Source organism: Sphingobium sp. BYY-5, assembly GCF_022758885.1.
Taxonomy (GTDB): Bacteria; Pseudomonadota; Alphaproteobacteria; order Sphingomonadales; family Sphingomonadaceae; genus Sphingobium.
On the sequence record NZ_JALEBH010000001.1, the window covers coordinates 2,552,194 to 2,576,828 of the forward strand.

Annotated in this window: 30 protein-coding genes; 14 read left to right on the forward strand and 16 right to left on the reverse strand. The window is 63.3% G+C overall.

What is annotated here, in order from left to right; translation table 11 throughout:
• Window positions 1-108 precede the first annotated feature (108 nt).
• The 9 genes from MOK15_RS12255 to MOK15_RS12295 all read right to left on the reverse strand — a co-directional run bounded on the left by MOK15_RS12255 (window position 109) and on the right by MOK15_RS12295 (window position 10,141).
• Complete coding sequence (locus MOK15_RS12255; protein WP_242931864.1) at window positions 109-609, reverse strand: L,D-transpeptidase family protein; 501 nt, start codon at window positions 607-609, stop codon at window positions 109-111.
• Window positions 606-1,667 carry a GTP cyclohydrolase II gene (gene ribA / locus MOK15_RS12260; RefSeq protein WP_242931865.1) on the reverse strand — a complete coding sequence of 354 codons (1,062 nt, stop codon included), beginning with the start codon at window positions 1,665-1,667 and terminating at the stop codon, window positions 606-608. The genes MOK15_RS12255 and ribA overlap by 4 nt, the downstream gene beginning before the upstream one ends.
• Complete coding sequence (locus MOK15_RS12265) at window positions 1,667-2,464, reverse strand: exodeoxyribonuclease III (RefSeq protein WP_242931866.1); 798 nt, start codon at window positions 2,462-2,464, stop codon at window positions 1,667-1,669. Before MOK15_RS12265 ends, ribA begins: the two co-directional genes overlap by 1 nt.
• A gap of 261 nt (window positions 2,465-2,725) precedes the next feature.
• The gene (locus MOK15_RS12270) at window positions 2,726-3,379 is read right to left on the reverse strand and encodes an outer membrane lipoprotein carrier protein LolA (RefSeq protein WP_242931867.1); all 654 of its coding nucleotides are present in this window, start codon (window positions 3,377-3,379) and stop codon (window positions 2,726-2,728) included.
• A gap of 406 nt (window positions 3,380-3,785) precedes the next feature.
• Window positions 3,786-6,107 (reverse strand): DNA translocase FtsK 4TM domain-containing protein, encoded by a 2,322-nt coding sequence (locus MOK15_RS12275; RefSeq protein ID WP_242931868.1) that lies wholly within the window; start codon window positions 6,105-6,107, stop codon window positions 3,786-3,788.
• Between the two features lie 94 nt (window positions 6,108-6,201).
• Window positions 6,202-6,684 carry a GNAT family N-acetyltransferase gene (locus MOK15_RS12280; RefSeq protein WP_242931869.1) on the reverse strand — a complete coding sequence of 161 codons (483 nt, stop codon included), beginning with the start codon at window positions 6,682-6,684 and terminating at the stop codon, window positions 6,202-6,204.
• Window positions 6,681-7,598 carry a DMT family transporter gene (locus MOK15_RS12285; RefSeq protein WP_242931870.1) on the reverse strand — a complete coding sequence of 306 codons (918 nt, stop codon included), beginning with the start codon at window positions 7,596-7,598 and terminating at the stop codon, window positions 6,681-6,683. The genes MOK15_RS12280 and MOK15_RS12285 overlap by 4 nt, the downstream gene beginning before the upstream one ends.
• A 16-nt stretch (window positions 7,599-7,614) precedes the next feature.
• A complete protein-coding gene (gene ispG, locus MOK15_RS12290) occupies window positions 7,615-8,775 on the reverse strand; it encodes a flavodoxin-dependent (E)-4-hydroxy-3-methylbut-2-enyl-diphosphate synthase (RefSeq protein WP_242931871.1) in 1,161 nt (386 codons plus the stop codon).
• Window positions 8,776-8,842: 67 nt separating this feature from the next.
• Window positions 8,843-10,141, reverse strand: coding sequence for an outer membrane protein transport protein (locus tag MOK15_RS12295; protein WP_242931872.1), 1,299 nt, complete (start codon window positions 10,139-10,141; stop codon window positions 8,843-8,845).
• Here MOK15_RS12295 and MOK15_RS12300 point away from each other — a divergent pair.
• Entirely contained in the window at window positions 10,140-10,376 is a 237-nt protein-coding gene (locus MOK15_RS12300) for a hypothetical protein (RefSeq protein ID WP_242931873.1), read from the forward strand. The genes MOK15_RS12295 and MOK15_RS12300 overlap by 2 nt on opposite strands.
• A gap of 175 nt (window positions 10,377-10,551) precedes the next feature.
• Here the strand turns inward: MOK15_RS12300 and MOK15_RS12305 are convergent, their stop codons facing one another.
• The 3 genes from MOK15_RS12305 to MOK15_RS12315 are packed head-to-tail and all read right to left on the reverse strand — an operon-like array spanning window position 10,552 to window position 13,156.
• Window positions 10,552-11,928 (reverse strand): phosphomannomutase/phosphoglucomutase, encoded by a 1,377-nt coding sequence (locus MOK15_RS12305; RefSeq protein WP_242931874.1) that lies wholly within the window; start codon window positions 11,926-11,928, stop codon window positions 10,552-10,554.
• Window positions 11,925-12,350 carry a J domain-containing protein gene (locus tag MOK15_RS12310; RefSeq protein WP_242931875.1) on the reverse strand — a complete coding sequence of 142 codons (426 nt, stop codon included), beginning with the start codon at window positions 12,348-12,350 and terminating at the stop codon, window positions 11,925-11,927. Before MOK15_RS12310 ends, MOK15_RS12305 begins: the two co-directional genes overlap by 4 nt.
• Entirely contained in the window at window positions 12,350-13,156 is an 807-nt protein-coding gene (locus MOK15_RS12315; RefSeq protein WP_242931876.1) for a division plane positioning ATPase MipZ, read from the reverse strand. The genes MOK15_RS12310 and MOK15_RS12315 overlap by 1 nt, the downstream gene beginning before the upstream one ends.
• Window positions 13,157-13,265: 109 nt before the next feature.
• Between MOK15_RS12315 and panC the strand changes: the two genes are divergently transcribed.
• Complete coding sequence (gene panC, locus MOK15_RS12320) at window positions 13,266-14,111, forward strand: pantoate--beta-alanine ligase (protein ID WP_242931877.1); 846 nt, start codon at window positions 13,266-13,268, stop codon at window positions 14,109-14,111.
• A gap of 1 nt (window position 14,112) precedes the next feature.
• Here the strand turns inward: panC and MOK15_RS21895 are convergent, their stop codons facing one another.
• From MOK15_RS21895 to hemE, 3 genes are all read right to left on the reverse strand, one after another.
• Window positions 14,113-14,241: a hypothetical protein gene (locus tag MOK15_RS21895; protein ID WP_278254148.1), complete on the reverse strand. Its 129-nt coding sequence runs from the start codon at window positions 14,239-14,241 to the stop codon at window positions 14,113-14,115.
• Between the two features lie 155 nt (window positions 14,242-14,396).
• Entirely contained in the window at window positions 14,397-14,837 is a 441-nt protein-coding gene (locus MOK15_RS12325; protein ID WP_242931878.1) for a CopD family protein, read from the reverse strand.
• 13 nt (window positions 14,838-14,850) lie between these two features.
• The gene (gene hemE, locus MOK15_RS12330; RefSeq protein WP_242931879.1) at window positions 14,851-15,894 is read right to left on the reverse strand and encodes a uroporphyrinogen decarboxylase; all 1,044 of its coding nucleotides are present in this window, start codon (window positions 15,892-15,894) and stop codon (window positions 14,851-14,853) included.
• Window positions 15,895-16,183: 289 nt separating this feature from the next.
• Between hemE and MOK15_RS12335 the strand changes: the two genes are divergently transcribed.
• The 12 genes from MOK15_RS12335 (at window position 16,184) to MOK15_RS12390 (ending at window position 23,996) form a co-directional block, all read left to right on the forward strand.
• Window positions 16,184-17,011 (forward strand): pyruvate, water dikinase regulatory protein, encoded by an 828-nt coding sequence (locus MOK15_RS12335; protein WP_242931880.1) that lies wholly within the window; start codon window positions 16,184-16,186, stop codon window positions 17,009-17,011.
• A complete protein-coding gene (locus tag MOK15_RS12340) occupies window positions 17,008-17,601 on the forward strand; it encodes a Maf family protein (protein WP_242931881.1) in 594 nt (197 codons plus the stop codon). Before MOK15_RS12335 ends, MOK15_RS12340 begins: the two co-directional genes overlap by 4 nt.
• Entirely contained in the window at window positions 17,598-18,422 is an 825-nt protein-coding gene (gene aroE / locus MOK15_RS12345) for a shikimate dehydrogenase (RefSeq protein ID WP_242931882.1), read from the forward strand. Before MOK15_RS12340 ends, aroE begins: the two co-directional genes overlap by 4 nt.
• A complete protein-coding gene (coaE, locus tag MOK15_RS12350; RefSeq protein WP_242931883.1) occupies window positions 18,422-19,015 on the forward strand; it encodes a dephospho-CoA kinase in 594 nt (197 codons plus the stop codon). The genes aroE and coaE overlap by 1 nt, the downstream gene beginning before the upstream one ends.
• A gap of 32 nt (window positions 19,016-19,047) precedes the next feature.
• Window positions 19,048-19,740 carry a DNA polymerase III subunit epsilon gene (gene dnaQ, locus MOK15_RS12355; RefSeq protein WP_242931884.1) on the forward strand — a complete coding sequence of 231 codons (693 nt, stop codon included), beginning with the start codon at window positions 19,048-19,050 and terminating at the stop codon, window positions 19,738-19,740.
• A gap of 84 nt (window positions 19,741-19,824) precedes the next feature.
• Entirely contained in the window at window positions 19,825-20,418 is a 594-nt protein-coding gene (gene raiA / locus MOK15_RS12360; RefSeq protein ID WP_242931885.1) for a ribosome-associated translation inhibitor RaiA, read from the forward strand.
• 215 nt (window positions 20,419-20,633) lie between these two features.
• On the forward strand, window positions 20,634-21,101 hold the full coding sequence (locus MOK15_RS12365; RefSeq protein WP_242931886.1) for a PTS sugar transporter subunit IIA: 468 nt from the start codon (window positions 20,634-20,636) through the stop codon (window positions 21,099-21,101).
• A complete protein-coding gene (locus tag MOK15_RS12370; protein WP_242931887.1) occupies window positions 21,088-21,549 on the forward strand; it encodes a PaaI family thioesterase in 462 nt (153 codons plus the stop codon). The genes MOK15_RS12365 and MOK15_RS12370 overlap by 14 nt, the downstream gene beginning before the upstream one ends.
• Window positions 21,539-21,889 carry a DUF1491 family protein gene (locus tag MOK15_RS12375; RefSeq protein ID WP_242931888.1) on the forward strand — a complete coding sequence of 117 codons (351 nt, stop codon included), beginning with the start codon at window positions 21,539-21,541 and terminating at the stop codon, window positions 21,887-21,889. Before MOK15_RS12370 ends, MOK15_RS12375 begins: the two co-directional genes overlap by 11 nt.
• 177 nt (window positions 21,890-22,066) lie before the next feature.
• Window positions 22,067-22,720, forward strand: coding sequence for a cell wall hydrolase (locus tag MOK15_RS12380; protein ID WP_242931889.1), 654 nt, complete (start codon window positions 22,067-22,069; stop codon window positions 22,718-22,720).
• Window positions 22,721-22,825: 105 nt separating this feature from the next.
• Window positions 22,826-23,320, forward strand: a complete 495-nt coding sequence (locus tag MOK15_RS12385) for an MmcB family DNA repair protein (RefSeq protein ID WP_242931890.1) — start codon at window positions 22,826-22,828, stop codon at window positions 23,318-23,320.
• 109 nt (window positions 23,321-23,429) lie between these two features.
• Complete coding sequence (locus MOK15_RS12390) at window positions 23,430-23,996, forward strand: hypothetical protein (RefSeq protein ID WP_242931891.1); 567 nt, start codon at window positions 23,430-23,432, stop codon at window positions 23,994-23,996.
• Between the two features lie 11 nt (window positions 23,997-24,007).
• Here MOK15_RS12390 and MOK15_RS12395 read toward each other — a convergent pair whose 3' ends face one another.
• Window positions 24,008-24,619: an ankyrin repeat domain-containing protein gene (locus MOK15_RS12395; protein ID WP_242931892.1), complete on the reverse strand. Its 612-nt coding sequence runs from the start codon at window positions 24,617-24,619 to the stop codon at window positions 24,008-24,010.
• Window positions 24,620-24,635 lie beyond the last annotated feature (16 nt).

The window sequence follows — 24,635 nt, forward strand, 5'->3', positions numbered from 1 at the left end:
AAGCAGGATCCGTTCGTGCTGAGCCTGTCGAAGCACGCGCGCAACCGCCTGACCTGTCCGCGCCCTTCGACAGGCTCAGGGCGAACGGGTCTTTCTACGACCTGCGAGTCAGACGATCTCCATCACATCGTTTGGCTTTAGCAAGGGCAGGAGCCGCAGCATGTCTTTCCGCTCCACGGCGACGCAGCCGGCGGTGGGGCGGCCTTCCGAGAGGTGGAAGAAGATCGCGCTGCCCCGCCCCGGCACCGGCGGCGCATCATTATGGCCAAGCACGACGATGACGTCATAGGCATCGTCGCTACGGATCAGATTTTCGGCGGAGAAGGCGCGCGGCAGGCGCACGGGGCGGTTATAGGCCGGATCGGCGATATCGTCCGACCAGCCGTCATTCGCGCGCACCCAGCGCCAGGGCAGGCGGATTCCCGTCGCCTCGACCTTGCCCGGACGCAGCAATACGCCCCAGATCGCCCATGTCCCAAGCGGCGTGCACCCGTCCCCCTCCCGCTTGTGCGCTGCCAGGCAGGCGCCGCCGCGGCCGATGGTGCAGGCCATGGCGATGTCACCAAAGGTCAGGCGGCCCGCGCCGCTCTCGACGTAGACGACGCTCATAGCTGGTGGCCGGTGCGATCGCGCTTGGTCGCCAGATAATGTTCATTGTGCGGGTTGGCCGGCAGGATGATCGGCAGCCGCTCCACCACTTTGATTCCCGCCGCTTCCAATCCCGTCACCTTATTCGGGTTATTGGTGAGCAACCGCACCTCACCCACGCCGAGCAGGTCGAGCATTCGCGCCGCGACCGAAAAGTCGCGCGCGTCGATGGCGAAACCCAGCCGCACATTGGCGTCGACCGTATCGAATCCCTGGTCCTGCAGCGCATAGGCGCGCAGCTTGTTGACCAGGCCGATGCCACGTCCTTCCTGCCGCAGATAGAGCAATATGCCCCAGGGCGCATCGGCGATCTGATGCAGCGCCTGATGAAGCTGTGGCCCACAATCGCATTTCAGGCTGCCCAGCACATCGCCGGTCAGGCATTCGCTGTGCAGGCGGATGACGGGCGGCGATGCGTCGCGCCTGCCGACGATCAGCGCGACATGCTCGCGCGGTTCGTCCGGGCTGCGAAAGGCGACGATCTCCCCCGTCTCGCTGGCCGACACGGGCAGGCGCGCACGGGTTGCGACAGCGAGATGGACAGCATCGTCATAGGCGGCGATGTCGTCGGCGCTCACCTCCGCTTCGACCGGACCATCGCCATCAGCCACGAAATAGGCGGGCAGAATCCCGGCCAGACGCGCCAGACGCAGCGCTGCCCTGGCCGCTTGCGGCGCGGACAGCGGGCGAGCGCGGAACGGCCCCTTAAGCGGCGAGGCAAGATCCAGCACCGGATCGGCGATGGCGGTCGCCACGTCCGCATCGATCCAGGGGGTGCGTACGACCAGCACTGGCAGCTCTGGATCGGCTGCCGCCAACTGGTTGGAAAGCTTCAATGTTTCGGCGCGCGCGGCGGAGATCAAGATGTCCGCTTCGCTGTCGGGATCGAAGCCGCCCAGCGTCACGGCGTCTGCCCCCTCGATCGCCATCAGCCGGATCGCGCCGTCAGGCGCGGCCAGGCGCACCGCCCAGCCGCGCCGAAGCGCATCAATGGCGCGGGCGGCGTTCCGGCTGGACATCAGAAGGCGAACTCGGTGATGATGGGGATATGGTCGGACGGCTTGATCCAGCTCCGCGCCGGTTCGACCACGCGGTGGCTGATCGCCTTGTCCGCAACATCCTTCGTCATCCACATATGGTCGAGCCGGCGGCCGCGATCCGATTCCGCCCAATCCTTCGCACGATAGCTCCACCAGGTGTAGAGCCGCGCCGGCGCCGGATGGAAATGGCGGCCGATATCGATCCAGTCGTTCGACGTCTGGAGACGCGCCAGAATCTCGCACTCGATCGGCGTGTGGCTGACGACGTTCAGCAATTGTTTGTGGCTCCACACGTCGCATTCCAGCGGCGCGATGTTGAAGTCGCCGGTCAGGATGGTGGGCTTGTTATCGAGGTCCGAAGACCATTGGATCATGCGCTCCAGGAAATCGAGCTTCTGGCCGAATTTGGGATTCACCTCCCGGTCCGGCACATCGCCACCCGCCGGAACATAGACATTCTCGATCCGCACGCCATTGTCGAGTCGCACGCCGACATGGCGCGCCTCGCCATTGGCCTGCCAGTCGAACCGGTCGTCCTCATGGATGGGAACCTTGCTCATGATCGCGACGCCATGGTGCATCCGCTGGCCGTTCAGCACCTGATGCACATAGCCCAGCCGCCGGAACATGTCGGCGGGGAAGATTTCGTTCACCACCTTGGTTTCCTGCAGGCACAATATATCGGGAGCTTCCTGCCGCAATAGCTGTTCGACGATGTCGATGCGCGCGCGGACGCTGTTGATGTTCCAGGAGCAAATGGAGAGCATATCGGCCATGCTTAGCCAACTAGGAGTCCGCGCGTCGTTGCGCAAGCGCAAGACCTATAGGACCGACAAAGTAAGACCCCCGCTCCGGGGGCGTGGAACGGGGGTCTCGATCGCGCCCTTGAAGCGCTTCGCGGCGGGAGCTGGGGACCGGGTAACAGGGGGGAAATCCCGGTTTTGTCTCCTGCCGTGGGTTTCTGATTAGCGCTCCACATATGAGCGGCAGATGAACGGAAATGAAAGTTTATCAATCCATCTTGCGATGCGCTCGGGTCAGCCGCCCGCCGAACGCCCCTTCGGACGCGGATCGGTCCAGCGGAAGGCGGAATCGGCCACCGGAACGCCGTAACGCTGGTTGGTCAGGCGCACCGCCGTGCGGTTATTCTGCGAATCGAGCGCGACCCAGCCATAGAGCTGCAGGCCCGCCGGGCTGGCCGGATCGCGCTTGAAGATCATGCTGATGGTGCCGAATTCGGGCCGCTTGGGATCGCGCGCCTCGACACTGAGGATCGACGGGTCGCCGGTGGGCACGACCTTGCCGAATTTCGACAGATCCTTGTTGGGATCGAGCAGCGCGCCCAGCGGCGAATTGCCGATCGGCCAGCGCTGCACCTGCCGCACCTCATAATCGATCATGGTCAGCGCCTTGCCGTCGCCCACGATCAGCAACGGCACGCCCTTCTGATATTGGAAGCGCACCTTGCCCGGCTGCTTCAGGGTAAGCTGGCCGGTCAGCGTCTGGCCATTGCGGTCGGTCTGGCTGAAATCGGCGGTCATGGTGGTGACGGCGCGGATATAGGCGTTGACCTGACTCAAGTCCGACTGTGTCTGTCCCCCTTGTCCCTGCTGCGCGGCGGCGGGCAGGGTGGAAACGACCAGCGGCGCGACGGCAAGGACAAGCGCGAGGGGCGCAATCATGCGCTTCATGGCTTCAACTCCGGTTATACTGAAATGAGATGCTTAGGCAGGGAGGCTTGAACCCCCCGTGAACCCGGCTTTTGAACCGGGCCGTTCTGAAACAGCAGGAATGAGGCTGATGGGGGAGAGCATCCACTTGGCATTGGGACCAGCTCCATCCCCCATGCTCCCGCCTCGCCATGCCGGTCTGTCCGGCGGCACCGCTCCAATTATGTTATCGGCGCGGCAGCAGCAGGCGCAGGCCTAGCCGCTTTCGCAGACAAAAAAAAGGCCGATCGAGAAGACCGGCCTGGAAAGTTTTTAGGAGAGGATGCCTGAAAGGCCCGTTCCCTATGCCGACCGGTTCACCATGCCGCAAATGCGAACGGCAAAAAGGCGATTGCGCGAAGTGCAACCATGATCGTTTCAGGCCGATTCAGAGCGGATTCCCGTTCTCGTCGCGCAGCACCTCGCGACGGCCGACATGGTTGGGCGCACCAACCAGCCCTTCCTCCTCCATCCGTTCGATGAGGCGCGCCGCGCTGTTGTAGCCGACGCGCAATTGCCGTTGCAGCCAGCTTGTCGACGCCTTCTGATTCTCGAACACAAGCTGGCAGGCCTTGCGGAAAAGCTGCGCGTCCGGGCTGTCATCGCCCAGGTCCACGCCATCGAGCGCGAAGCTGCCTTCCTCCGGCTCCTCGGTGACAGCGGAGATATAGTCGGGTTGCCCCTGCGCGCGCCAATGGTCGGCGACTACGCGCACTTCGTCATCGGACACGAAGGGACCGTGGACGCGCATCAGTCCCTTGCCGCCATGCATATAGAGCATGTCGCCCTTGCCCAGCAGTTGCTCGGCGCCCTGCTCGCCCAATATGGTGCGGCTGTCGATCTTGCTGGTCACGAAGAAGCTGATACGGGTCGGCAGGTTCGCCTTGATAACGCCGGTGATGACGTCGACCGAAGGACGCTGCGTCGCCAGGATCAGGTGGATGCCCGCCGCACGGGCTTTCTGCGCCAAGCGCTGGATCAGGAATTCGACTTCCTTACCCGCCGTCATCATCAGGTCGGCCAGCTCGTCCACCACCACCACGATCTGCGGCAGCGGCTGGAAATCGAGCTGTTCCTCCTCATAGATGGGCTTGCCGGTCTCAGGATCATAGCCGGTCTGCACGCGGCGGCCAAGCGGCTTGCCCTTGGCCTTCGCCGCACGGACCTTCTCGTTGTAATTGGCGAGGTTGCGGACGGAGATGGACGCCATCATGCGATAACGGTCCTCCATCTGCTCCACCGCCCATTTGAGCGCACGGATCGCCTTGGCCGGTTCGGTGACGACCGGAGAGAGCAGATGCGGAATGTCGTCATAGGTCGACAGTTCCAGCATCTTGGGGTCGATCATGATGAGGCGAAGCTGGTCCGGCGTCATGCGATAGAGCAGCGACAGGATCATCGCATTCAAGCCCACCGACTTGCCCGACCCGGTGGTGCCCGCGATCAGCAGATGCGGCATCGGCGCCAGGTCGGCGATGATCGGTTCACCGGAAATATTCTTGCCCAGAATGATCGGCAGCGTCGCTTCCTGCGCGAACTGCTCCGACGTGATGAGTTCGCGGAAGGAGACGCCCTCCCGGTTTGCATTGGGCAGTTCGATGCCGATCACCGTGCGGCCCGGAATCGTCGCGACGCGGGCGGAAAGCGCCGACATGTTGCGGGCGATATCATCGGCCAGCGCGATCACCCGGCTTGCCTTGATGCCCGGCGCCGGCTCCAGCTCATACATGGTGACGACCGGGCCGGGCCGCACCTCGACGATATTGCCCTTCACATGGAAGTCGTCGAGCACGGATTCGAGCAGGCGGGCGTTCCGCTCCAGCGCCGCCTTGTCGATCTTGCCGCCCTGGCTGGCCGGAATCGGGTTGAGCAGGTCGGGCGAGGGGAGCGAGCTGTTGCCGAACAGGTCATCCTGCGACACCGGCGCCATGGTGCGCTGCGCCGGCGCAGGCTTGGGTGCCTGGATGGTGATGGGCGGCTTCGGTTCGTTCGACACCTGCTTGCGCGGGGTGATGACCCGCTCGCCAGGTTCGTCATCCTCGCCATCTTCATCCGCCGCGGCCCCGCTGCCAAAGGGCAGGCTGGGGATCGGCAGGCTGAATTTCGGCAATGTCGGGCGGCGCAGCGCGATGATCGGCTTTTCCAAAGCCAGGCTGCGATAACAGGTGAAGAGACCGGCGATCATCGCGATGCCGATCAGCACGCCCTTGATCCATGGCGAGGCGACAGGCGCCTGCGCGGTCAGGCTCGCAATGCCCTTGGCCGTGACCAGGCCGATCACCCCGCCCCAACCGGCGGGCAGGCCGACCAGCGGATCGCTCTGGAACAGGGCCAGCGCGATGCCGATCAGGATGATACCGAACAGACATTTACCGAATTGCGCCTTCCACCCCGCCATGTCCTGATCGCCCCAGAGACGACGTGCAGTGATGGCCATCAGCGGCAGGATCAGTGCAACGGGCACGCCCAGCAGCCAGAGCAGGAAGTCGGCGGTCCAGGCGCCAGGCGCCTGCATGATATTGGCGACATGATCGCCCGCCACCGTGTTCATCGACGGATCGCTGGGGGCATAGCTCAGCAGCGCCAGCGCCAGGAACAGCGTCAGAAGCAAAAGCGCGATCGCGCCGATCAGCGCACCACTGCGGATCAGGCTGCGCTTCAGCATTTCGCGCCATTCCGGCGATCGTTTCACGGTGCGGCCGACGGCCATATAACTTGTTGTCCCCCAAATGTTCCAGATCGGCACAATGCCTCCGGCGGTGACTCCCCGTCAAGCCTGCCGCCCTTCGGCTCGTCCCGAAGGATCAGGAGGCGGCCAGCGCCGCCAGGGCATCACCATCCACCCGCTGCACCGTCCATTCGTCCATCGGCCGTGCGCCAAGCGTATGATAAAAGGCAATGGAAGGCGCGTTCCAGTCGAGCACCGACCATTCGAGCCGGGCGCAATCACGTTCGACCGCCAGTTGCGCGAGACGCGCGAGCAGCGCCTTGCCCGCGCCCAGTCCCCGCGTCTGCGGCAGGACGAACAGATCTTCGAGATAGATGCCGGGTCGCCCTTCGAAGGTCGAGAAATTGTGGAAGAACAGCGCGAAACCGATCGCCGCACCGTCATGTTCCGCGATCAGCACCTCCGCCATCGGGCGCGGGCCAAACAGATAATGGGCCAGCCTTTCGCGGTCCGCCTTCACTGCATGGGCCAGTCGCTCATAGTCGGCCAGCGCGACGATGAAGTCATGAATGACGCCGATATCCCCGGCTACCGCTTCCCGAACGATGATCCCGCTCATGCCGTTCCCGGTTCCACATGGGTTCCCTTATAATCGGCGCTCTCCGCCCGCTTTGAGCGCGCTGCGATAAGGCAACCCGTAACGATCAGCAATGCGCCCGCGACCGTCGTCACTGTCAACGTCTCGCCAAACACCAGCCAGCCGATGATCGCTGCCCAGACGAAGGCGCTATATTCAACCGGGATCAGCCGCTGCGCTTCTGTCCGGGCATAGGCCCAGGCCAGCGCCGCGAGCGAAGTGAAGGCCAGCGTTGCGGCCAGCAGAATGAGCGGGACGGCTTTGACCGGAGGAAGGATCGCCAGCATCGGCGCGCCCAGTGCGAAAACGCCCAACATGATGAGATGCTGGAAGAAAGCGACCTCGATCGGGGAAGCGACCTGCGCCTGCTGCCGCTGGATGATGAGGTTCCAGGCGAAGAGCATGGCCGACGCCAGCACCGCCAGAGCGCCCAGCAGCGCATTCCCGTCATAATCGCCGCGCACCCGTCCGGAGAGGATCACGGCAACGCCCACCAGTCCCAACAGCGACGCGCCGATCGCCTGCCGCCCGACCTTTTCCTTGAGCAGCAGCGCGGCGAGGTAGAGGGCGATGAGCGGTGCGATAAAGGACAGCGCGATGGCTTCGGCCAGCGGCAGCCGCATGAGCGCCCAGAAGAAGAGCGCCGCCATCACCGCCACCACCACCCCGCGCAGCAGATGGATGCGCAGCACCGCCCGCGTCGGCCAGCGCTGGCGGGTCAGCAGCATCAATAGGAAGCCCAGCACACTGCCCGTCACCGCGCGCCAGAACAAGGCGTTGTAAAGGCCCACGGAAAGGCTCAGCCCCTTCATCGCCGCATCCATCACGGAAAACAGCGCGACGCCCAGGCAGCAAATAGCAAAGGGAATTGCAATAGCGCGAGCAGGCGCGTTCATGGCCCGGCCGTCCCGTCTATTCCGCCGCCTCGACCTTGCCCGCGTCCGTCGTTTCGGCCTCAAGATTGGCGGCCTCGATCTCTGCGGCCTTCGCCTCGACCAGCTTCACGATATGGTCGACCATATCGGCGTCCTGGATCGTGTGGTCGGTGACACCCGACAGATAGACCATATGCTTGCCATTGCCACCGCCGGTCAGGCCGATGTCGGTTTCGCGCGCCTCACCCGGACCATTGACGACGCAGCCCAGCACCGAAAGTGACAAGGGCGTGTTGATGTGCTGGAGCCGTTCCTCCAGCGCCTGGACGGTACGGATCACATTGAATCCCTGGCGCGCGCAGGACGGGCAGGAAATGATCTTGACCCCGCGCGTACGGATGCCGAGCGACTTCAATATCTCGTAACCGACCCGCACTTCCTCTTCGGGTTCGGCCGAAAGGGAGACGCGGATGGTGTCGCCGATACCGGCCCAGAGCAGGTTGCCGATGCCGATCGCGCTCTTCACCGTGCCGCCGATCAGCCCGCCCGCCTCGGTGATGCCCAAGTGCAGCGGGCAGTCCACCGCGTCGGCAAGCTGCATATAGGCAGCGACTGCAAGGAAGACGTCGCTGGCCTTCACCGCGACCTTATATTCGTGGAAATCCTGGTCCTGCAGCAGCTTGATATGGTCGAGCGCGCTTTCGACCAGCGCCTCCGGGCAAGGCTCGCCATATTTTTCCAGCAGGTCCTTTTCCAGGCTCCCGGCGTTGACGCCGATGCGGATCGAACAGCCATTGGCCTTGGCCGCGTCGACCACTTCCTTCACCCGCGCTTCGCTGCCGATATTGCCCGGATTGATCCGCAGACAGGCGGCGCCCGCATCGGCGGCTTCCAGCGCGCGCTTATAGTGGAAATGGATGTCCGCGACGATCGGCACGCGCACGGCGCGGACGATCTGCTTCAGCGCAACGGTCGATTCTTCATCGGGGCAGGAGACGCGGATGATGTCGACACCCGCCTCCTCGCAGCGGCGGATCTGGTCGATCGTCGCCTTGACGTCATGGGTCAGCGTGTTGGTCATGGTCTGGACCGTGACCGGGGCGCCGCCACCGACGGGGACGTTGCCGACCATGATCTGCCGCGACTGCCGCCGCGCGATGTCGCGCCAGGGGCGCAGGCCGGGATTATGATCGGACATGAAAAAGGGGCTCCGTAAGCTACGAAGCCCCTATAGGGATTTTTGGCTTCGGTTAGAAGCGTCCCGGTTAGAAACGAAGAGTCATCGATGCGGCGACCTGGTCGGCATTACCGCTGGTCTGCGCCAAGGTCGTCGCGGTGACGGTCGCGGGCGAGGGATAATAGCTGTCCGGACGGATGATGTTCGCCTTCTCGACGAAGGTGTGGGCGTAGCTGACATTGAGCGCCATGGAATCCGACATGTTCCAGGTTGCGCCGCCGGTCAGCCACACACGGTCGCCATCCGGCACGCGGGTCGTCAGATGCTGCGGGTTGGTGGGCGTGCGGTCGAACATGGTGCCGGCGCGAAGGGTCAGCGCGGGGCTGACATCATATTCGCCGCCCAGGCTGACCGAATAGCTGTCCTTATAATCCAGTTCCTTGGTGGTGGTGCCGGTGGCGGAGGTAACGGCGATCCCCTTGAACTTCGACCAGTTATACCATTTGCCGGTAATCATCGCGCGCAGATTGGGCGTCAGCTTGTGCATCATGCTGACGGTGACGATATCGGGCAGGTCCAGCGGCGCGGTCGCCGCGAAATCCCCGTTGGCGGCGGCGAGCGGGCCAAGCAGGCCGGAGATGCTCTGGGTGCCGGCCAGTTTATGGCTGATGCCGGAGCGGTAATGGACGCCGAAATTGGTGTCGCCCGTGGTATAGAAAAGCCCCGCGTTCCAGCCGACCGACCAGTCGTCGCCCTTCAGGCTGGTGAACCCGTCGGCGAGCAGCGGCGAAAGCTGCGGCAACGCATTGGTCAGCGTCACCTTCACATATTGTACATCCACACCGCCGCCGATCGACAGATTGTCGGTCAGCTTATAGGCGGCCGAAGGCTGGATATTATAGGTTTTGAGGTTGGTGTAGAGCGAGTCATACCGACCGAAGAAATCATCGTCATAATCGAGCTTGAGGCCGAAGGGCGCATTGACGCCCAGTCCAAGCCACAGCCGATCCGTGACCTGCGCACTGGCATAGAAGCTCGGCACCGGAATGACGCTTTCAAACGGATTGCCGCCATCACCGCCATTTACCGGCGCCCGCACGGGACTGCCCGGAATGGTGCGGCTCGATCCGCGATTGGTCTGGTGCGCGAAGGGCATCAACGCCGACGCGCCGATCGAGGTCTGGATACCCGATAGCTGCGTCATCGCGGCCGGATTGAAATAGATGGTCGACGGGTCGTCACCCGCCGCTGCGCCACCGGACAGGGCGCGGCCGGTTTCGATCGGCGATTGTTCCTGCAGGTAGAAGCCACCGGCAAAGGCAGGGATCGGCGCGGCCAACGCCCCGGTGACAAGGAAAAAACGGCTAAGGCGGCGGCTAAGGAACATGGCAAATCCTCTGCTAATAGCGACTCTTCTCATGCCGGATGGCGCTGCTCCAACGCGCCAACCCGGTTTAGGAGCCATGCGACTTATCAAAGATGCCGCTAATTTCCAGTGTCACACCGGGGAAATTGGCCGCTTTTACCGGGCGATTCGACGATCGGCATCGGGCGGACGCTACGGCGTCGAGCAAAAATTCATTTACAAAAAAGCAAAAAAAAGCCGCCCTGAAGGCGGCTAAAGTTTTTAGGAGAGGATGCCTGAAAGGCCCATTCTTTTTGCAGTGCAGCGCCGATTGTCGCAAATGCGAAACAGGAAACCATGATTGCGTTTCCTGCAATCGTTCGCAAAAGCCCTGCTTTCCCTAGAGGAAAAGTTGCATCCAGAAACGATAGCGATACCAGAAATTTCTGTTTTCAAGGCATGACCAGCCTTATCAGGCCCGAATCAGCAAGCTGCGAATCAATCTGGGCCAATAGTCGGGCCAAGGCCGCCTGATCGGCCGCCTCGGCTCGCGCAACCAGGGCCGCCTGGGTATTCGATGCGCGGAGCAGCCACCAGCCGTCCGCCGTCTGCACACGCGCCCCGTCAATATCACACAGATCCGCTCCGGCCGCGCGCAACCGGGCGAGCACTTCCTCCACCACCGCGAACTTGCGCGGCTCAGGCACCGGAAAACGCAGTTCGGGCGTGATGACGCTGACCGGCAAGGCGTCACAGAGCGCGGTGACGCTTTGCCCTAGCGCCGACACGAGGCGGATCAAGCGAATGGCGGCATAGAGACCATCGTCATAGCCGGGATAATCGTCGGCGAAGAAGAGATGGCCGGTGGTCTCCCCACCCAGGGGACTGCCAATCTGCTTCATTCTGGATTTGATATGGCTGTGGCCGGTCTTCCACATATCCGGTCTGCCACCCAATGCGGCGATGCGATCGAACAGCGTCTGGCTGGCCTTCACATCCGCGACAATCGGCGCGCCGGGGCGTTTTTTGAGCACATCCTGCGCGAATAGTCCGAGCAGTTGATCGCCGGCGATCGTCCGCCCCTTCCCGTCCACCACGCCGATCCGGTCGCCGTCGCCGTCGAAAGCCACACCGAAATCGAGTTGCTTCTCAAGGACAAGCCTATGCAGGTCGGCCAGATTTCGTTCCTCGGAAGGATCGGGATGATGATTGGGGAAATGACCGTCTACTTGGGTGAAGAGCAGATGATGCTCACCGGGCAGGCGTTGCGTCAGTTTCTCCACCACCGGGCCGGCGGCGCCATTGCCCGCGTCCCAGCCGATGCGGCAGGCCGGACCATCAAATCCCTGCATCAGCCGCGCGGCATAGGCCTCCATGACCTCGACCGTCTCGACCCGACCCGCACCCGCTTCCCAATCGCCGGCCGCCGCCATGACGCCCAGGCGCTGGATGTCCGCGCCGAAAAAGGGTGCATGGCCCTGCACCAGCTTGAAGCCGTTCTGATCGCCGGGATTATGGCTGCCGGTTATCTGAATGGCGCCCTGCACGTCGCCGGTCGCTTCGGCATGATATAGCATAGGCGTCGGGCCAAGGCCGATCCGGCGCACATCGATGCCGCTCCGGGTCAGCCCCTCGACCAGCGCATCCTCCAGCATCGGCGAACTCAGCCGGCCGTCATAGCCCACCGCGACGCGCTTTCCCCCGGCGCGCGCGATCACCGTGCCAAAACTGCGGCCAAGCGCCCAGGCATCGGCGGCATGAAGCGTTTCGCCCACCGTGCCGCGCAGATCATAGTCGCGCAGCAGCGTCGGGTCGAAGCGATGGGTCATCGCTGTTTCTGGTCTGCGAGCAACAGGTCGCGCGCCGCATTGATCTGCGCGGCCAATGCCTCGGTCCCGCCCTTGTCGGGGTGGACCGACGCGATCAGGCGGCGATGCGCGGCGCGGATCGCCTTGGCGTCGGCATCGGGCGCAACGCCCAGCAACGCCCGCGCCCTGGCCACCTCATCCGCGCGCGGCGGCACAGCCGGGCGTTTGCCCGGCCTGCTTTTGGCATTCCCCTGTTTGACGAAAAAAAACGCTGCGCCGATCAGCAGGGGCGCGCCGATCACCGGCTTGCCCTTGGCCGCCAGTACCGCGCCCACCAACGCCGCGCCCAACGCCATGCCATCCTTGGCCGTCATGCGTTGCAGCCTTCCCGTCCAGATCAGCCAGATCGCAAGTCCGGCCAGCAGCAGCGCGAGCGCGCCCATCAGGCAGCGCCGAGCAGGTCCATCGAGGCCACGCCCTCGCGGGTCGGCAGGGCCAAGCCCGCCACCATCTCGCGCAGTTCCTGCCGCGCGGCGATATGGCTGACGCCCAGTTCGCCCAGATGCCCCTTGTCGAGCAGAGTCAGTCCCGACGGGAAAAGCTCACGGAAGATAACCCGTTCCGACAGGCCGGGAATCACGCGGAATCCAACGCGGCGGGACAATTCCATCAGCGCGTCACCCACGCGCTTCTTGTTGCGCGCATCATGATGCTGGACGCGGTTGCGCAGCACCACCCAGTCGATCGACACGCCATCGGCCTTGGCGCGGGTCTTGCGCGCTTCGAAGATCAATTCGGAATAGAAGGACAGGCGGCGGACCTTGAAGGTTTCAGCGTCCACCTGGCCGATCAGGTCGAAATCGACAAAGCTGTCGTTCATCGGCGTCACCAACGTATTGGCGCGCGCGGCCATGTGGCGCGCCATGGCATCGTCACGGCCGGGCGTGTCGACGATCAGGAAGTCCTTGCCCGCCGACACCATTGCCGCTTCTTCCTCCAGCGCGTCGATACTGTCCCCCTTGAGCACCGCAAAAGCGGGCGCGGACAGATCGATGCTGCGACGGCGCGCGGTTTCGGCGCGATTTTCCATATAGCGGGTGACGGTGCGCTGGCGCGGGTCAAGGTCGATCATGCCGACCTCATGGCCCAGCGCCGTCAGGGCAATGGCAGTGTGAACCGCCGTCGTCGACTTGCCCGTGCCGCCCTTTTCATTGGCGAAGACGATGAGATGCGGCTGCGGATTCGCCATCGGACCTTGATAACCCCGTTGTTTGTCGCAATGTTTGTTGACGGTCGCGCCGACACAAGCCTAGCAGGACGCCCCATATTTCCCTGCCCTTATCGGAGCCATTCCTCCCGTGCAAACGCTGCGTGACCTGCCCGCCCTTCGCGCCGCCGTCCAATTGCTGAAAAGCGATGGAAAACCAGTGGTTCTGGTGCCCACCATGGGCGCGCTGCATGACGGACATATGGCATTGGTGGAGGAAGCGCGGCGACACGGGCGGCATGTCGTCGTGTCGATCTTCGTCAACCCCCGGCAGTTCGGCGCCCATGAGGACCTGGACGCCTATCCGCGGCGCGAAGCCAAGGATGCACAGATGCTCCAGGCGGCCGGCGTCGACATTCTCTGGGCGCCGACGGTCGATGTCATGTACCCGGCCGGATTCGCCACCAACATCGGCGTATCGGGGGTGAGCGAAGGACTGGACGGGGCGGCGCGACCGGGTCATTTCGACGGGGTGGCAACCGTCGTCACCAAGCTGTTCAACCAGGTGCGGCCCGACGTCGCCATCTTCGGCGAGAAGGATTATCAGCAGCTCGTGGTGATCCGACGCATGGTTGCGGACCTCGACCTGCCGATCGAGATTGTCGGACTGCCGACGCAGCGGGCCGAGGATGGCCTCGCCCTCTCCTCCCGCAACGCCTATCTGAGCGAAGAGGAACGCAAGGCCGCGCTGGCCCTGCCCCGCGCGCTGGGCGAAGCGAAACGGCAGATCGAGAAGGGCGAACCGGTCGAGGCGGCGCTGGCGGAAGCGGTCGCTTCCTTGTCGGCGCAGGGCTTTGGCCCGATCGACTATGTGACCTTGTGCGACGCAGCGACGCTGGAGCCGATCTCCATCCTCGACCGCCCCGCACGGCTGCTGGGTGCGGCGAAGCTGGGACGGACGCGGTTAATCGACAATATCGCGGTCGATCCGGCCTGAATCAAGCCAGCCGCGTCAGAAAGATGCCGGCCGCCACGACCAGACCGATTACCGCCCATCCTTCCCAGGTGCGCGGACCATAGCCCCAGCCGATGCGCTTGGGACCGAACCAGAGACGGGGATCATGCATCGACGTTTCTCCGCTCGCTTTGCCTTAACTTCGCACATTTCCCGTAGATATTGATATAAAATTGCGCGGTTTTGATCCTATCGCACATTTGCGGGGCAGGGTTTCTCCATAGCATGAAGACCGCCCGTAGGACAGTGATGCGGTCGCCCCGCCCCTTAAAAGGGCTTCACGATCACCGCGATCACGATCACCGCAGCCGCGATGCCGGGAATCTCGTTCAACATCCGCAACTGCCTGTCGCCAAGGGGACGTTCCCCTTTGGCGAGCTTCTTCGCATAGCCGGTAATCCAGCCATGATAGCCCGACAGACCGAGCACGAAGAGCAGTTTCAGATGGAACCAGCCGAAATGCCAGGCGCCGATCTCCACCATCAGCATCAGACCGAAGACCCAGACAAGAGCCAGCGACGGATTGAGGATGATCTTTATCAGCCGCGTCTCACGCTCGATCCACCTTTTATCCTCTGGTGAACCCGGCACGGTTTCCTGATGATAGACGAAGAAACGCGGCATCATGAACAGCCCCGCCATCAGGAAGATGACGAAGATCACATGGGCGGCCTTCACCCAGAGATAGGCGGCGCCAAGATAGGCCATGGGTCAGGACTCCTTATTGCCGCACATAGCTAATCAGTGCTTCGACATGCGCAATGGGCGTATCAGGCAAAATGCCATGGCCCAGATTGAAGATATGCGGGCGGTCGGCAAAGGCGGCGCGGATGGAGTCGACCGCTTCCTCGACCGCGCAGCCCCCGGCGATCAGCGCCAGCGGATCGAGATTCCCCTGCACCGGCATTCCCTGTGGCAGCGCCCGGTTCGCCCAATGCGGATCGACCGTCTCATCGACGCCCACCGCATCTACGCCAGTGCGCGCGGCATAGTCCGCCAGCTTGGCGCCAGCCCCCTTGGGGAAACCGATGATGGGAATGTCCGGGTGAAGCGCCTTCAATCGCTCCACGATCCGCTTGTTGGGATCTATCACCCAGCGGTCGAACTGGAGCGGGGCGAGGCTGCCGGCCCAACTGTCGAACAGTTGCACCGCCTCCACACCGGCCTGAATCTGGCCTGACAGATAGATGACGGTCGCATCGATGATGGCATCGATCAACGCGGTGAAGCTGTCCGGTTTGTTGTACGCCATGCGACGGGCGGCGCCATGATCCTTGCTGCCCTGCCCGGCCACCATATAGGTCGCAACGGTCCAGGGGCTGCCTGCAAAGCCCAGGAAGGTGACGCTGGGGTCCAGGGCGGCCTTCACCTGCCGCACCGTCTCATAGACGGCCTCGTAGCGGCTGAAATCGGGCGTGAGCGCCGACAGGTCGGTATCGGCGAGGATGGGCGCCAGACGCGGGCCTTCCCCAGTCTCGAACCAGAGATTCTGCCCCATGGCATAGGGCACGATCAATATGTCGGAAAACAGGATGGCGCCGTCGAAGCCGAAGCGACGGAGCGGCTGGAGTGTGACTTCGGCGGCGGCTTCGCTGTCATAGACGAGTTCGAGGAATCCGCCTTTCTGCGCCCGCAATGCGCGATATTCGGGCAGATAGCGACCAGCCTGGCGCATCAGCCACATCGGCGGGATGGCGGGACGCTCTCCCTTGAGGACGCCCAGCAGGGGCTTTTCGGCGAGGCTCACCGGAGCGTCGAAGCGCATCAGACTCTCTCTTTAAGTATGATTCAAAAGGTTGATGGAGATGATAGTGTCGTTGGCAGCGGGGTTTATGCGCTGTGCCCGCTTTTGCCAACAACTTGACTCGCAAGAGTCACGGAAGACCGTGCGAGTCAGTATCGCTATCCCCGTTATCCACAGCTTGTGGATGAAAATCCGGGCATGTTGAGCGACTGTGGATAAGAATCCGGGCAGCGGGGATGGAAGGAAGGTCGCATATTATCCACAGATTCATCCCTTGCTTTATCCACATGCCTTCAACAGAGATGTGCCCATGGCGCGTATCCATCTGCATCTCCTGTCAGACTCCACCGGCGAGACGCTGGAGAATATCGCCAAGGCGGCGATCGGCCTGTTCGAAAATGTCGATGCGATCCGCCATTTCTGGCCGATGGTGCGATCGGATGTCCATCTCGACCGGATCATGGAGGAAATCGCCGCCAATCCGGGTCTGGTGCTCTTCACCCTGACCAACCACATGCTGCGCCGGCGACTGGAAACCCGCTGCCGCGCGCTGGGTCTGCCCCATGTTGCCGCGCTCGACAGCGTGGCCGACGCCCTGTCCAACATATTGGGGCAGGAAACGCGCACCCGCCCCGGACGCAAGCATATATTGGACGAAGCCTATTTCGCCCGGATCGAGGCGATCCAGTTCACCATCGCCCATGACGATGGTGTCGGGCACGAAAATTGGGAAGAGGCGGACATCCTCCTGGCGGGGGTGTCGCGCGCGTCGAAGACGCCGACCTCCATCTACCTCGCCAATCGCGGGTATAAGACCGCCAATATCCCGCTGGTGCCGGAATCGCCGCCCCCACGCAGCCTGTTCGACCTTCGGCATCCCATGGTGGTGGGCCTGACCGTCAGCCCCGAACGGCTGGTGCAGATCCGCCGCAATCGCTTGTTGTCGCTCAACCAGGCACCCGAAACCAGCTATGTCGATCTGGAGAAGGTGCAGGATGAACTCGCCTTTGCCCGTCGCCTGTTCGCCGACAATGGCTGGCCGGTGATCGACATGACGCGCCGGTCTATCGAGGAAGCCGCCGCGGCGATCATCAACCTGTTCAACGACCGGGAACTGGCCGAAGGAGTCGAGGCATGATCGTGCTGGCGTCGCAGAGTGCAAGCCGCAGGGCGTTGCTCGCCGCCGCCCAGGTGCCGTTCGAGGCGCTGTCTCCTCAAGTGGATGAGGACGCCGTCAAGGAGGCGTTGCGCGCCGATGGACTGGATGCGCGCGGGCTGGCGGACGCGCTGGCGGAACTGAAGGCGCTGCGTGTGTCGCGGCGAGTGCCGGGGGGGCTGGTGCTGGGCTGCGACCAGACGCTGAGCCTCGACGATGGGAACATGATCGACAAGGCAGTCGACCGGGTGGATGCGGAGCGCATCCTGCGCCTGCTGTCGGGCCGGGTGCATCATCTCCACAGCGCGGCGGTGATCGCGCTGAATGGCGAGCCGATCTGGCGCCATGTCGAGCGGGTGCGGATGACGGTTCGGCCCTTGTCCGACGCCTTCATCCAATCCTATCTCGACGCGGATTGGGATGAATTGCGCTGGTGCGTGGGCTGTTACCGGATCGAGGGGCCGGGGGTGCAGATTTTCAGCAAGGTGGAAGGCAGCCAGTTCGCGATTCAGGGCCTGCCCTTGCTGCCTCTGCTTGACTTTCTGCGCGTGCGCGGCGTTTTGGCGGCATGACCGACAGCCTCCCCTATGCTGAAGTGATCGGCGATCCGATCGCACATAGCAAATCGCCGCTAATCCATAATTTCTGGCTCAACGCGCTGGATATCGAGGCGGAATATCGCAAGACCCATGTGACGCCCGACGGACTGGCGGCCTATTTTCTCGCACGCCGGGCCGATCCCGACTGGCTGGGTTGCAACGTGACCCTGCCTCACAAGATCGCGGTGATGGATTATACCGATGATCCGGGCGGCGTGCGTGAACGCATCGGGGCGATGAACACCATCGCCAGCGAGACGGGCGGGCCGCTGATCGGCACCAATACCGATGCGGGCGGATTCCTGCAGCCGCTGCTGCGCGACAAGTGGAAGGGGCGGCGCGCGGTGCTGATCGGCACGGGCGGCGCGGCGCGGGCGATCCTGTTCGCGCTCGCCAGCCTGGATGTGCCCGACATCACGATCATGGCGCGCGATCAGTCCAAGGGACAGGCGCTGCTCGACCATGGCGGGATCAAGGGCCGGGTGATCGGCATGGGCGATGCGCTGCCCGCCGCCGACCTGCTGGTCAATTCGACATCGCTTGGCATGGCTGGCCAGCCGCCGCTGGAACTGGATCTTGCCCCCCTGCCCGATGGCGCAACCGTCTATGATATCGTCTATGCGCCGCTGGAGACCGCCTTGCTCGGCGCGGCGCGGGCGCGGGGCCTCAAGACGCTCGATGGCCTGGAAATGCTGATCGGGCAGGCGGCGCTCGCCTTCGACATCTTCTTCGATGCGCAGGCGCCGCGCGAACTGGACGAGGAACTGCGCGCGCTGCTGCTCGCGGCCGACTGATGAAGATCTACGGCCTCACCGGCTCGATCGGCATGGGCAAGTCGGCGGTCGCGGCCATGTTTCGTCGTGAGGGCGTGCCTGTGTTCGACGCGGACGCGCAGGTGCATCGGTTGCAGGGGCCGGCGGGTAAGCTGCTCCCGGCGATCGAGGCACGCTTTCCCGGCACGACCGGGCCGGAAGGCGTCGACCGGGCGAAGCTGGGCGCGGCGGTGTTCGGCCAGCCGCAGGCGCGCAAGGCGCTGGAGGCGATCGTTCATCCCGCCGTGCGGGAGGAACGCCGCGCCTTCCTGCGCCGACACCGATCGCGCGATTTCGTGATCCTCGACATTCCGCTGTTGTTCGAGACGGGCGGGCAGAAGAGGCTGGCGGGCGTGATCGTCGTTACGGCCCCGGCCTGGAAGCAGCGCAAGCGCGTTCTGGCGCGGCCGGGTATGACGGCGACAAAATTCCGCCAAATCGTCAATCTGCAAACGCCGGATGCTGAAAAGCGTCGTCGGGCGGACTATATCATCCATACGGGTACGACATTTGCCGCAACCCGCGCACAGGTCAGGCGTCTGGTCGCTTGCCTTGGCGCGAAGACAGGCAGATAAGAGTTGGCCCACAGAGTCGAATGAAGAGGGCGATGCGCGAGGTCATTTTCGATACCGAAACGACGGGCTTCGATCCCGCATCCGGCGACCGCCTGGTCGAAATCGGTTGTATCGAACTCATCAACCGCGTGCCGAGCGGCCGCACATTCCACGCTTATTACAATCCCGAACGCGACATGCCGGCTGCTGCCTTTGCAGTGCATGGGCTGTCGAGCGATTTCCTGCGTGACAAGCCGCTCTTTTCGAGCGGCGCGTTGGAACTGCTCGCCTTTATCGAGGACAGCCCGCTGGTGGCGCATAATGCGCGTTTCGACTTCGGATTCCTGAATCATGAACTGAAGCGGTGCGGCCAGCCCGAAGTGGGGATGGACCGGATGATCGACACCGTCGCCATTGCCCGCCAGCTCCATCCCGGCGCGAAGCATAGTCTGGATGCGCTCTGCACCCGTTACGGCATCGATCGCAGCCATCGCGTCAAGCATGGCGCGCTGCTCGACGCCGAACTGCTGGCGCAGCTCTATATCGAACTGACCGGCGGCCGTCAGATCGGCCTTGGTCTTGCACAGGAGGAAGCGAAAGCGATTGCCAGGGCGGAACGGACGGAAACCGTCATGGTTCGCCCTGTTCGTCCCGCGCGCGTCTTTACCGCGAGCGCGGAGGAGCTGGAACGGCATGCAGCGTTTGTCGCGACGCTGGACAAGCCGCTCTGGCTGGAGGAGGCATAGGTCGACGGGTGCATTGCCCGCCTCATGCCTCCAACCTAACCGGGCCGTCGTTCCGATGACCCGGCAAGAATAAGGAGAAGGCATATGGATATTCGTGTTTCCGGGCATCAGGTCGAGACGGGTGACGCGCTCAAGCAGCATGTCATCGACCGGTTGGAAGCGATGGCCGAGAAATATTTCTCCCGCACGATTTCCGCCCAGGTGACTTTTCGCAAAGCGCCGCATGGAGCCTTTCACTGCGACATTGTCAGCCATGTCATGACTGGCCTGATCCTCAAGGGTGCGGGTGAGGCACAGGAAGCCCATCCCGCCTTCGACCAGGCCGCCGAACGTATCGAAAAGCAACTCAGACGGTATCTGCGACGTCTGAAAGATCGCAGCAGCCAGGCCGCCGCGGCGGAGGCGCAGAGGGCCAATGGCTATAGCGTCGATCAGATCGACGGCGCCGGCTACACCATCTTCGCAGCCCTTGATGAGGAGGAGGAAGCCGCCGACGCACCGCTCATCGTTGCGGAGACCAAGGTCGACATCCCCCAGGCCAGCGTGTCCGACGCGGTAATGATGCTGGACCTGCGCAACACCAATGCGCTGCTGTTCGTCAATGCCGGAACATCGGCCTATAACATGGTCTATCGCCGTCATGATGGCACGATCGGTTGGGTGGAACCAAATGCCTGACGGCATGGATGGCTGCCGGGTCGAACCGGCCTGTACTGGCCGGTTTGTCCGCATTTCCTCAGCCGCCGGGTAGCCCGCCCGGCCTGGAGATGCTCCGGGTGCCCGGCCCCGTCGCCTTGACCTCAGGGTGCAGGCGGCTTATGGGGCCGGGCTTTCATTGTCCGAGCACAAGCGCAAAGAGACGGACAGCGCGGCTCGGCCGTTTCGGATTGATCATGGTTAACTTCAACGACATCGTTTCGCCCGAAGCGCTCGCGACGGGGCTGGCAGCGAACGGCAAAAAGGCGCTGTTCCAGAAGATCGCCGCGTTGGCCGCCTGCGCCTATGATCTGGACGCCGACGAAGCGGGTGATGCGCTGTTCGAACGTGAGCGGCTGGGGTCGACCGGTTTCGGCGGCGGCGTCGCCATTCCCCATGCGAAGATCCCCGGCCTCGACAAAATGTGCGGCGTGGTCGTGCTGCTGGATCCGGCGGTGTCGTTCGACGCCGTGGATGAGGCGCCGGTCGATATCGTCTTTGCCCTGCTGTCACCGGTTGATAGCGGCGCGGAGCATCTCAAGACCCTGGCGCGCGTGTCGCGCTATCTGCGCGACGAAAATAATGTCGCACGACTGCGCGGCGCCAAATCGACCGAGGCGCTGCACGCGCTGCTGGCGGGCGGCGGGGCGCGTGACGCTGCCTGAAGCGCCGAGCGGCGAAGCGGCGCATTTTCGCGCTTTGGAGCAGCTTTACGGTTCCGCGCCGATCAACCGGCTGTTCCGGTCGGAACTGACCATCCCCGAAGCCGGCCGGTCGGTCATCGATTTCGATGTCGACGAAAGCCAGTTCCATGCTGCCGGCGCGGTCCATGGCACCGTCTATTTCAAGATGCTAGACGATGCGGCCTTCTACGCCGCCAATAGCCTGGTCAGCGACCGTTTCCTGCTGACCACCGCCTTTAACCTGCTCTTCACCCGGCCGATCGGGCCAGGGCGGATTCGCGCCGAGGGACGCTGGATCAGCGGCAAGCGCCGCGTCTATGTGGCCGAAGCGAGCCTGATCGATTCGAGCGGCGAGGAAGTGGGTCGGGGCACCGGCACCTTCATGCGGTCGCAATTCCCGCTATCATCGCTGCCGGGATATGGTGGCTGAAGGGCCGGACGCCCGCCTGACCAGCGCCATGTTGATCGGCGCGCTGCGACGCCGTGTCGCGGCGGCGGGCGGCTTTGCCACGGTGCTGGCCAAGGGCGATGAGATCAGCGGTGTCATCCTGGTACAAACACTTGAAAAAGGTCAGGAAACGGGCCTGTTTGAACGTGTGCCGAACCTTGCGGGCGGCTATGCGTTGATGCGTTGCGGCCCCTCCCCCGCAGAGGGAGCGGAGGCGTTTGCGCAATATATGGTACGCCGGCGCAGGGCGGACCCCGATCTGTGGTTGATCGAACTTGATGTCCCGGAAGCGGAACGCTTCGCCGCTGAAACAATCTGCTGATCGTTGACACATCGTCATGAGCCGTGCAGAGGCGCGCGACGCCAACGCGCAGGTTGCCGAATTCGCCCATTGGGGGGCGGGCGCGGTAAACACGCAGACGGGGGGCGGCCGGTCGTCGCGAAGAATATGCGTTAAATGACGACGCCCAGGCCAAGAACCGCATGTTTTTGAGCTAAGATGAGTTTTCGTTTGAAAGCTGCGATCCTCGCAGCCTTTGTTTTGTCCACCGCCGCTGCGGTGACTGCTTCCGATATGTCGATCGCCGGTGAATCCATCACCTCGATTGCTTCCCTGCCCCAGACGGCCCAGGTCGGCGCACAGCCCGCCGTCGTCTTTGCCGCGCCGCGCGAAGTCGCGCAGCCGCTGGCTTCGGCTCCGAAGGCCGATAACAGCTTTTCCACCGATTCCGATTATCAGGCGAACAGCCTCGCTGCTCTGGTCGACGCCCAAGGCGAACCCGAAAAGCTGGATGGCGACATGAAGTGCCTGGCCGGAGCGGTCTATTTCGAATCCAAGGGCGAAAGCCTGGAAGGCCAGTTGGCCGTCGCGCGTGTCGTCATCAACCGCGTCAAGTCGGGCCGCTTCGCCAACAGCCTGTGCGGCGTCGTCTACCAGCCGAGCCAGTTCAGTTTCGTGCGCCGCCATTCGATGCCGCCGATCCCTGAGAACAGCGATAGCTGGCGGGAGGCGGTCGCTATCGCCCAGATCGCCATGGACGATAGCTGGGACAGCCGGGCCGAAGGCGCGCTCTTCTTCCACGCCCGTCGCGTGTCGCCGGCCTGGGGCAAGACCAAGTTAGCGTCGATCGACAATCATATCTTCTATCGCTGAGATAGAAGCCGCGCCGAAACGGCGTGGGAACGAAAAATATGGGGCCGGTTCGGAAATCCGAATCGGCCTTTTCATTTGTTCCTATAATGTTCTAGGATCACGGGCATGAGTACCGCCCCCGACGACGTCTGTTCCCCCCTGACTGATGGCACCGCGCTCGCGGTGGCGCGGGGAACGCTGCGCCTCTTTTTCCGCCATGACATGAGCGGCATGTTGGAAGTGCCGCTGCCCAATGGCCGGCGCGCCGATATCATGGCGATCGACAGTGCCGGACGGCTTACCATCGTCGAGATCAAGTGTAGCCGCGCGGATTTGTTGGGCGACATGAAATGGCCCGACTATTTCGACTATTGCGACCGCTTCTTCTGGGCGGTGCCGTCGGGGTTCGATCTCAGCCCGTTCGAGAGCGAGGCATTGTGGCCGACGCGCACGGGGTTGATCGTTGCCGACCAATATGACGCCGAACTGGTCCGCCCCGCGCCGGTCGAGCCGCTGGCGGCCGCACGTCGCAAGGCGGAGACGCTGCGCTTTGCCCGCCGCGCCGCCCGGCGGCTGACCGCGCTGGCGGACCCAGATCATGCGGCGGAATTGGGGTGGTAGGAACGAAGCCTGTGCGGATCGATCCTGTCACATGGCCCAAAGCCTGTTTCTTCAGGAACGAAACAGTGCGACAATGGAGAGCGGCAGTCGACGGGTAGGGGGAACGGCGATGGATTTCATGCAAATGCGGACGGATTTCATCGTGCGCCGCAAGGGATCTCTGGCCCTGCCGATGACGGGCATCATCGTCTATTCGATCGCCGCGCTGCTCAGCCTGGTCATTCCCCGCGAAGGCCATAACCTCACATTGGCACTGTGTTTCTGGGCGATCTTGCCAGTTGGCCTTGCGATCGGTCGGATAAGGGGGGAGGAGATGGGGTCCCCGCCGGAAAACCCGCTTTTCAAGCTATCGGCCATGGCAAGGATCATGGCGCTGTCGACCTGGGCTATTCACATCCCCGTGTGGATCTATGCACCTGCGCTGTTTCCGATCAGCGTCGGCATCGGATTTGCCCTGCACTGGGTCATCTTTTCCTGGACGTTGGGCCATCCCGTTGGCCTGATCCATTTGGCCATGCGGATTATATTCGTGCTTGGGGCCTGGCATATTTTCGCCAACAAGATGGGCGGAGTCAGCGCCGGAATCGCCCTGGCCTATGGCATTTCGCTCGTGCAACTCTATTGTATCGATTGGCGTAGCCGACTGGGTCTGGAGGTCGACCCGCGTCAGCGGTAATATTCGAAAGCCTAGAACACCGGTCCCTGTACCGGCCCTGCCGGCTTGGCCGCGGTCTTGGCGGCATCCAGCGCTTCGGTGAGGCCGGGCGTGCGGTTGTCACGTTGCGCATAGTCGCGCGCGGACATGCCGGCGATGGTGTCGCGCTTGTCGGGATTGGCGCCCTGCGCCACGAGCAGGCGGACGATGCTGACATCTCGCAACTGCACCGCGCGGATCAACGGGGTTTCGCCGCTGCCATTGGCCTTGTCGACCTGGGCATTATAGCTGAGCAGGCTGCGCACCCCTTCCTCGAACCGGCCCTGCACCGCATCCATCAACGGCGTGTTGCCGTCATTGTCGGCGAGGTTGGGATTGGCACCCTTGGCGAGCAGGAAGGTGAGCCAGGTCGCGTCGCGCCGGGCGACGATGATGTGCAGCGCATTTTCGCCGGTGGAGACATCACGGCTGTTGACGACCGTTGAGCCGGGCTTCTGGAGAAGGTCGGTGACTTTCTCCCCGTCCTTGTCCTTCACCGCTTTCAGAAAGTTGTAATTGTCCGAAAATTGCGCCTGGGCCGGTCCGGGAACCAGCAGCGCCAGCGCCATCGAACCCAGGAAAGCGGAAAGGAACTTGGTCTTCATCTTGGCGCCCCGTTGG